The sequence below is a fragment of the Streptomyces sp. HSW2009 genome (assembly GCF_040240285.1).
GTDB lineage: Bacteria > Actinomycetota > Actinomycetes > Streptomycetales > Streptomycetaceae > Streptomyces.
In genome coordinates this window covers 1-6,508 of sequence record NZ_JBEHZD010000463.1, presented here as the reverse complement: position 1 = coordinate 6,508, position 6,508 = coordinate 1, and the positions used below count along the sequence as shown (strand labels likewise).

The window sequence follows — 6,508 nt, the reverse complement described above, 5'->3', positions numbered from 1 at the left end:
CGTCCGCCCGCGGCTGGGGCTCGCCACGGCGCCGGCCACAGGTCCGAAGCCCCGGCCGGCGCCCGCACGCCGGGTCGCCACAGTCGCCCGTCGGGCCGGGACCGTCAGCTCCTACGACAACGACGCGCAGGGCGAGGCCCCCGCATTCACCGTCGAGCTGCCGAAGTAGCCGGAGCCGTCGCGCCCGGCCGGAGCGGCTGCGGGCCCGTGTAGGAGACTGCTCGTACGGATCGAAGGCCAGGTCACCGATGCCGGTGGCCGCCATGGGTGAGAGGTGTCGTGTGAGCGTCGTCAAGATCAATGTGCTCACTGTTCCGGCGGAACAGCGCGAGGTGCTGGAGCAGCGGTTCGCCGCCCGGGCCGGTGCGGTGGAGGGCTCCGACGGTTTCGAGTGGTTCGAGCTGCTGCGCCCCGTCGAGGGCACCGACCAGTACCTGGTGTACACCCGCTGGCGCAGCGAGGAGGACTTCACGGCCTGGCGGGAGAGCACGATGAAGGCCAGCCACGCCGGCGGCGAGGGCGGCGAGCGCCCGCGGCCGGCCGCCACCGACGCCACCCTGTGGTCCTTCGATGTCGTCCAGCAGGCGGCCCCCAAGAGCTGAGCGCGACCCTCCCGCGCAACGGCCGGGCGAACCGGACGAGCCGGACCGGGCGGACCGGGACGGGGCGGGACGGAGGGGCGGCGGGGCCCTGATCGGGAACCACCGCACTGTGCTCAAGAACATCGACGACGGTGGCCCCGCCCATCAGGCCGTGTCGAAGGCCGCGACCATGACCGCCCAAGTCCGTGCGGCTCTGGAGGGCCTGGACGACGAGGCGCCGGTGGACGAGGTCGCCCGGCGCCCGGGCGGCAAGGTCTCCCCGGCCGTCCTGGCGATGGCCAAGGCCCTGCTGGTGCAGGCCGGGGGGCTCGGCGCCGTCACCAAGGCGGTCGAGGAGCTCGGCGGGTTCGACCGGAGGCGTATGACCCCAAGCTGGACGTCGACTTCCCCCCGCTGCGCGACCAGGACCCCGCCGCCGCTGGCTTCGGCCGGGCCGCCTGATCTCAGTTGGGCGCTGTGTCGGCGAGTGCAGGTTCTCCAGCAGGCCCCTCGACGTTGCGGGGGGTCTGGGTGCGGTAGGAGTGACCGAGTTCCGGGCCGAGTCCGAAGTAGTGGCGGAAGTTGTAAATGAGGGGGCTCCAGGCGGCGGGGTCGATGTGGTCGGTGCCTGGAACAACGATGCGGGAGTCGGCGTGCACCTTGCACACGACGGCCTCGACGATGACGAAGCTCCCGGAAACATCCGGCTGCACCCGCTCGGCGCGGGCCTCCAATTGGATCGGGCATCCGGCCACCCGAGGCGGCCGGACCAGCTGGGACGGTTCGCTGGTCATGCCGGCTGCGGCGAACTTGTCCGGCTCGAAGCGGCAGCCCTTGGGCTTGGTCGTGGGCACTGGATTCCGGCCGGTCAGCGGCGCCAGCCGCTCCACCGCCGGCCACTGGGCGGGGGCCGGCAGGTTGATGACCAGGTCGGGGCGGCTGCCGAGGTTGTACGCAGTCTGCCCCTCACGGCCCAGCCCGATCACCACCGTCCGCCCGAGGGCCCACGCGGACGATATCGGGGCGAGGTTGAACGAGCCGTCCTGATTCTCTGTCGACAGGAGCACCACTGGCGTCCCGAAGTACAGGATGCTCGGCTCGATCTCCAGGTGGGTGGCGACTGTCTGCGCGGGCTGGGTGCTGGGAGGTGCCGTGTTCATGGCGAGCAGCCTAGGGACCGGTTGTTTCGGCCGGGGCCGAAGTGTCACGGGGGACAATGGACCGCATGGACATGCAGCGCGCACAGGTAGCCGGTCCCGACCTGGCGACCGTGGCGAAGCTTCTGGCCGACGGTACGCGGGCGGGCTTCTGTCTGGCCATGCTCGACGGCCGGGCTTGGACAGCGACGGAATTGGCACGTCATGCGGGGGTGGCGCCCTCGACCGCGACTGAGCACTTGCACGCGCTCGTCCGCGGAAACCTGCTGACCGAGGAACGGCAGGGCCGCCACCGCTACGTGCGTCTGGCCGGTCCGCACGTTGCCGAGCTGGTCGAGAGTCTCGCCGCGATGGCGCCCGAGCGCACCCCGGCACCCCGTTCCCTGTCGGCAGCCGGCCGCCGACAGGCCCTCGCCCACGCCCGCACCTGCTACGACCACCTTGCCGGAACCGTCGGGGTCGCCATCACCGATGCGATGCTTGAGCGGAGACTGCTGGACCTGGAGCACGGACTCGGGCTCACCAACGCCGGAGCGACCTGGCTCAAGGATCTCGGCATCACCGTCCCGACCGGCACGCGCCGGCCGTCGGTACGGCCATGCCTGGACTGGACCGAACGCCGCCCCCACCTGGCCGGAGCCGTCGGTGCCGCCCTGTGCCGTCACGCGTTCGGCACGGGCTGGATCACCCCCGTCGGGACCACGCGCGCCGTTGCCGTCACCACCCTCGGCCGACAGGCACTCCGCCACCATCTCGGCTTGTCCGATGAACTCCTTTCGCAGAAATGAGTAGTTCTGAGAGGTCACGGACCCGGGTCAAGGTCCGGCCCGAGTTCGTCGAGGCGGTGGACTTGGCCCGCACCATCAAGAAGGCCGTCCCCCAGCAACGGGTGATCTTCACCGTGCACGAGATGAAGCGGCGGGCGCCCCAAGGTCGTCGACGGCGACATGGCCGACTGCGCCCGCAGCCTGCGAGCCAACGGCGTACCTGGCCCCGAGATCGCCCGCAAGCTCGTCACCGCCTCGGGCAAGGACCAGGGCAAACGCCCCTCGGTCGCCACCGTCTACCGCATCCTCGCCGAGGATGAGCCGGACAGCTGAACAGACGAAGACACAGCCAGGATCAACTCATTGCCCCTTTGGCCCGTCTCTCGGCGATACCCCCACAGCGCGTGCCCCCACGCCCTACCCGCCCCACCCGCCCCGAGAAATTCTGCTGCGGGCCGCCGCGCCGATCCCGACAATGGCCCGCATGACCTCATCCACCCCCGCTTCTGCCCGCCCCGCTGCCCCGCGGCCCGGCTGGGAGGTCGGTCCGCGTTCCGTCCACGCGGCGGACTCGGAGGCGCTGCTGCGCGCGTACCTCGTCGAAGTCAGCGACCGCTACTACCTGCTGCACGAGGGGCGCCGCTCGACCGAGGAGGAGATCGCGTCGGGCCTGGTCGAGTTCCACAGCGACGACCTGGTGCCGCCGAGCGCGGCGTTCCTGGTCGGGCGGTACGCGGGCGAGCCCGCGGGCTGCGCCGGGGTGCGGCTGCGGGACGCGGCGACGGCGGAGTTGAAGCGGCTGTACGTCCGGCCGGCGGAGCGCGGCACGGGCGGCGGCGCGGCGCTCCTGGCCGCGGCCCACGCGGCGGCCAGGGAACTCGGTGCCCGGCGGATCATCCTGGACACCCGGCACGACCTCGTGGAGGCGCGGGCCCTGTACGCACGGCACGGGTACGCGGAGATCGAGCGCTACAACGAGGACCCGTACGCGGAGCACTGGTTCGCCAAGGAGTTGGGCTGAAACCATCGCCGGGTCCCGGCCTGGCCGCACCCCGAAAGGCGCCGTTGAAACCACCGCCGAGGGTCCGGCCCGGCCCCACCTGAGGCCGCGGTCCCGGCCTCACCCCGGCCTGCGGCGGGTGCCGGCCCGCGGGTGGTAGGCGTCACCGTTGTGCGGGCGCTCCCCGTCGGAGCCGCAGAGTTCGCCGGTGAGTTCGTGCACGAGCGCCACCAGGTCCGTCGGCCGGTCCGGCCCCCACCAGTCGCCGAGCAGTTCCGCCAGCGACTCCTCGCGGGCCCCGGCCAGCCGGGCGGCGACCTCGCGGCCCCGGTCGGTGAGGACGAGCGTCAGGCCCTCGCGCACCGCCAGGTGGCGCTCCTCGACCTGCCGAGCGGCCTCGGTGACCACGCCGAGCGGCAGATCGGCGCGCTCGGCGAGCAGCGCGGGCTCCACCGAGCCCTGCCGGTTGATGCGCAGCAGCAGCCAACAGGCGGCGGGCCGCAGATCGACCCCGGCCCGCTGGGCGATCTTCACATAGACGTGTTTGCGGCCCTCGCGGCTGCCGAGCGTGGACAGCGCGCGGGCCACCTCGTCCCGCGAGGTGCGTTCGACCGGGTTGCTGGAGATGACCTCACTCGCCTCCGGCGCGGTGACCGAGCCGCGCAACGGCTCCTCGCGCAGAAACCAGGCCAGCACCAGCGCGATCAGCACCAGCGGCACCGCGTACAGGAAGACGTCCGTGATGGAGAGCGCGTACGCGTCGAGCACGCCGCCGCGGGCCGTGGGCGGGAGCTCGCCGACGGCGCGCGGGTCGGCGCTGAGTTGCCCCGGGTCCACGCCGGGTGGCAGGGGTTGCCCGGCGAGCGCGTCGGAGATCCGCGGGCCGAGCTTGTTGGCGAAGATCGTGCCGAAGATGGAGACGCCGAAGGAGGCGCCGATGGAGCGGAAGAAGGTGGCGCCCGAGGTGGCGACGCCCAGGTCCGCGTAGTCGACCGAGTTCTGCACGATCAGCACCAGGACCTGCATGACCAGGCCGAGGCCGAGCCCGAAGACGAAGAAGTACGTGCTCATCTCGACGACGCCGCTGTGCCGGTCGAGTTGGTGGAGCAGCAGCAGGCCGAGCGCGGTGACCGCGGTGCCGGCGATGGGGAAGATGCGGTAGTGGCCGGTGCGGCTGACGATCTGCCCCGATGCGGTGGAGGCGATGAGCAGCCCGAGCACCATCGGCAGCATGTGCACGCCCGACATGGTGGGCGAGACGTCGTGTACGACCTGGAGGAAGGTCGGCAGGTAGGTCATGCTGCCGAACATCGCGAACCCGATGACGAAGCCGATCACCGAGCACAGCGTGAAGGTACGGCTGCGGAACAGCTTGAGCGGCAGAACCGGCTCCGCGGCCCGCCGCTCCACCTGGATGAACGCCGCGAGCAGCACGATGCCGAGCACGCCGAGGCCGGTGATCTGCCAGGAGTCCCAGTCGTAGCTGACGCCGCCGAGCGAGGCCATCAGGACCAGACAGGCCGCGACCGCGGCGATCAGGAAGGTGCCCAGGTAGTCGATGGTGTGCCGGGTGTCGCGCCGCGGTACGTGCAGGGCCGCGGCGATGACCAGCAGCGCCACGACGCCGACCGGCAGGTTGATGTAGAACACCCAACGCCAACTGAGGTGGTCCACGAACAGGCCGCCGAGCAGCGGCCCGAGCACGCTGGTGGCACCGAACACGGCACCGAACAGGCCCTGGTAGCGGCCCCGTTCCCGGGGCGGCACCAGATCGCCGACGATCGCCATGGAGAGCACGATCAGCCCGCCACCGCCGAGCCCCTGGAGCGCCCGGAAGCCGATGAGCTGGGACATGTCCTGGGCGATGCCGCACAGCGCCGAGCCGATCAGGAAGATGACGATGGCGATCTGGTAGAGGTTCTTGCGCCCGTACTGGTCACCGAGCTTGCCCCACAGGGGCGTCGCCGCCGTGGAGGCCAGCAGGTACGCCGTCACCACCCACGACAGGTGTTCCAGGCCGCCGAGGTCGCTGACGATGGTCGGCAGCGCCGTGGAGACGATCGTCTGGTCGAGCGCCGCGAGCAACATCCCGAGCAGCAGCGCCCCGATCGCCACCCAGACAGCACCCTGCTGGTGCCCACCGGGCCCGTGCGGGTCGTGTGGCCTTTGTGGTGTGTGCGGGCCTTGCGGCCCGTGTGGGTCGTACGGGCCCTGCGGATCGTGAGGCTTCTGCGGCGTGTGCGGCCCCTGCGCGTCGTACGGGCCCTGCGGTGCGGGCCCGGTGGAGCGTGGCGGTCGGCCGGCGGCGGCTGTCGCCGGCTCAGGTGCCGCGGCGCCGGCGGCGGATGCGGCAGCGGCGGACGCGGCTGCGGACGCGTGGTCGGCGTCGGGCGGCTGATCCCCGGTCCGGCCGGTGCCGGGCGGGTCGCCCCGTGCGCCGGGCCCGCGGCCTGGCGGGCGGGCGTCCTCGACCATGGCGGCTCCTTGGGTCGGGCTGCGCCCCTGATCCACCAGCGGCGGTCAGCTCTGCTTCCCATCCTCACCCGTTTGCCCGGGTACGGCCTGCCGAGGCCACGCCCGGGGCGGACAACCGCCTGCGCGAACACCTGTCCGGTCTGCATAATCGCCTGCGACCCCGAGGAAGGGAAAACCGTGACGGGAGAACTCTGCCCGCACTGCTTCGCACCCCCACGTGCGGACGGCCGCCCCGGTTGCACCTGCGCCACCCGGATCGGCGACCCGTCGGACACCGCCGCGACGGCCCTGCTGCCCGGCATATCCGGGCCGCACCCGACCGACGCGGCGTCGCTGACCGACACGGCGATTCTGCCGACCGACCGGTCGGCGCTCGCCGCCGAAGCGGCGACGTCCTCCGGCCCCAACCCGGATGACCTGCGGCTCTTCGACGACGTACCGCCGGCGGCCGGGGCGGCGGCCGGCCCGGCTGCGGCGGCGGGCGATGCGCGCCCTGCCGCGGGCGGCACGGCCACCGGGGGGCTGACG

6 protein-coding genes and 1 pseudogene are annotated in these 6,508 nt (G+C 72.4%); 5 read left to right on the top strand and 2 right to left on the bottom strand.

Translation table 11 applies throughout. From position 1 onward, the window contains the following. Positions 1-281 precede the first annotated feature (281 nt). Entirely contained in the window at positions 282-602 is a 321-nt protein-coding gene (locus AAHZ94_RS26290; RefSeq protein WP_349995784.1) for an antibiotic biosynthesis monooxygenase family protein, read from the top strand. Between the two features lie 443 nt (positions 603-1,045). Here AAHZ94_RS26290 and AAHZ94_RS26285 read toward each other — a convergent pair whose 3' ends face one another. Further along, positions 1,046-1,741, bottom strand: coding sequence for a flavin reductase family protein (locus tag AAHZ94_RS26285; protein ID WP_349995782.1), 696 nt, complete (start codon positions 1,739-1,741; stop codon positions 1,046-1,048). 56 nt (positions 1,742-1,797) lie between these two features. On the opposite strand from AAHZ94_RS26285, the gene AAHZ94_RS26280 reads away from it, so the two are divergent. From AAHZ94_RS26280 to AAHZ94_RS26270, 3 genes are all read left to right on the top strand, one after another. Then, positions 1,798-2,526, top strand: coding sequence for an ArsR/SmtB family transcription factor (locus AAHZ94_RS26280; RefSeq protein ID WP_349995781.1), 729 nt, complete (start codon positions 1,798-1,800; stop codon positions 2,524-2,526). A 159-nt stretch (positions 2,527-2,685) separates the two neighbouring features. After that, positions 2,686-2,838, top strand: coding sequence for a hypothetical protein (locus AAHZ94_RS26275; RefSeq protein WP_349995779.1), 153 nt, complete (start codon positions 2,686-2,688; stop codon positions 2,836-2,838). Positions 2,839-2,989: 151 nt separating this feature from the next. Beyond that, positions 2,990-3,526 carry a GNAT family N-acetyltransferase gene (locus AAHZ94_RS26270; RefSeq protein ID WP_349995778.1) on the top strand — a complete coding sequence of 179 codons (537 nt, stop codon included), beginning with the start codon at positions 2,990-2,992 and terminating at the stop codon, positions 3,524-3,526. A 99-nt stretch (positions 3,527-3,625) separates the two neighbouring features. Here AAHZ94_RS26270 and AAHZ94_RS26265 read toward each other — a convergent pair whose 3' ends face one another. Beyond that, positions 3,626-5,980, bottom strand: coding sequence for an MFS transporter (locus AAHZ94_RS26265; RefSeq protein ID WP_502964789.1), 2,355 nt, complete (start codon positions 5,978-5,980; stop codon positions 3,626-3,628). A 177-nt stretch (positions 5,981-6,157) separates the two neighbouring features. On the opposite strand from AAHZ94_RS26265, the pseudogene AAHZ94_RS26260 reads away from it, so the two are divergent. After that, a pseudogene (locus AAHZ94_RS26260) lies at positions 6,158-6,508 on the top strand (hypothetical protein); the annotation flags it as partial.

Excerpts from the sequence above, each read along its gene's own strand:
- AAHZ94_RS26285 (WP_349995782.1), bottom strand. The coding sequence starts at position 1,741 with ATGAACACGGCACCTCCCAGCACCCAGCCCGCGCAGACAGTCGCCACC.
- AAHZ94_RS26280 (WP_349995781.1), top strand. The coding sequence starts at position 1,798 with ATGGACCGCATGGACATGCAGCGCGCACAGGTAGCCGGTCCCGACCTG.
- AAHZ94_RS26275 (WP_349995779.1), top strand. The coding sequence starts at position 2,686 with ATGGCCGACTGCGCCCGCAGCCTGCGAGCCAACGGCGTACCTGGCCCC.
- AAHZ94_RS26270 (WP_349995778.1), top strand. The coding sequence starts at position 2,990 with ATGACCTCATCCACCCCCGCTTCTGCCCGCCCCGCTGCCCCGCGGCCC.
- AAHZ94_RS26265 (WP_502964789.1), bottom strand. The coding sequence starts at position 5,980 with ATGGTCGAGGACGCCCGCCCGCCAGGCCGCGGGCCCGGCGCACGGGGC.